Source organism: Acidovorax benzenivorans, assembly GCF_028680575.1.
Taxonomy (GTDB): domain Bacteria; phylum Pseudomonadota; class Gammaproteobacteria; order Burkholderiales; family Burkholderiaceae_C; genus Acidovorax; species Acidovorax benzenivorans.
In genome coordinates this window covers 1-1,204 of sequence record NZ_JAPCKI010000039.1, presented here as the reverse complement: position 1 = coordinate 1,204, position 1,204 = coordinate 1, and the positions used below count along the sequence as shown (strand labels likewise).

The window sequence follows — 1,204 nt, the reverse complement described above, 5'->3', positions numbered from 1 at the left end:
TGCCCAACCGGCGCCTGCTGCTCGATCGCCTGCAACGCTCCATCGCCGCCTGCCAGCGCAGCAAGAACCTCGGCGCCCTGCTGTTCATCGACCTGGATAACTTCAAAGACTTGAACGACACCCTGGGCCACGACATGGGCGACCAGCTTTTGTCCCAGGTCGCCACCCGCCTGGTGGGCAGCGTGCGCGAAGCCGACACCGTCGCCCGCTTTGGCGGCGACGAATTCGTCGTCATGCTCGAAACCCTGGCCCCCGACCTGCAAAACGCCGCCACCCAGGCAGAAACCGTCGCAGAAAAACTCCTGGCCAACCTGAACCAACCCTTTGACCTGGACGGCGCCCAGCACTACAGCACCCCCAGCATCGGCATCACCCTCTTTGGCGACGAACGCCTCACGGTGGACGAACTGCTCAAACGCGCAGACCTGGCCATGTACCAGGCCAAAGCTGCAGGACGCAACACCCAACGCTTCTTCGACCCCGACATGCAAGCGGCCGTCAACGCCCGCTCCAACCTCGAAGCCGACCTGCGCCAAGGCCTGGCCCGGGGCGAGTTGCTCGTGCACTACCAACCCGTGGTGGACCACCACGCCCGCCTGCTGGGCGCAGAAGCCCTCGTGCGCTGGCGCCACCCCCAGCGCGGCATGATCAGCCCCGGCGACTTCATCCCCCTGGCAGAACAGACCGGCCTCATCCTCCCGCTGGGCCAATACGTACTCAAAACCGCCTGCGAACAACTGCAGCGCTGGGGCCAACACAAAGACACCGCCCACCTGTCCATCTCCGTGAACGTCAGCGCCCGCCAATTCCGGCAACCCGGCTTCGTGGCCGAAGTGCTGCAAACCCTGAAGAATCACAACGCAGCCCCCCGGCAACTCAAGCTCGAACTCACCGAAAGTCTGCTGCTGGGAGACATCGAAGACACCATCGCCCGCATGGTGCAGCTCAAAAGCGAAGGCGTGGGCTTTGCGCTCGACGACTTCGGCACCGGCTACTCATCCCTAAGCTACCTCAAGCGGCTGCCGCTGGACCAGGTGAAGATCGACCAAAGCTTTGTGCGGGACGTGCTGACGGACCCGAACGACGCGGCGATCGTGCGGACGATCCTGGCACTGGCCAAGAGCCTGGACCTGGAGGTGGTGGCGGAGGGGGTGGAGACGACGGGGCAGTTATCGTTCCTGAGGCTGCATGGGTGCGAGGGGTT

Annotated in this window: 1 protein-coding gene; it reads left to right on the top strand. The window is 64.4% G+C overall.

Going from position 1 to position 1,204, the window contains the following annotated elements:
- Window positions 1-1,204 (top strand): putative bifunctional diguanylate cyclase/phosphodiesterase (locus OIN59_RS25255; RefSeq protein ID WP_274114962.1); only part of this gene is annotated, 1,204 nt, incomplete at both ends.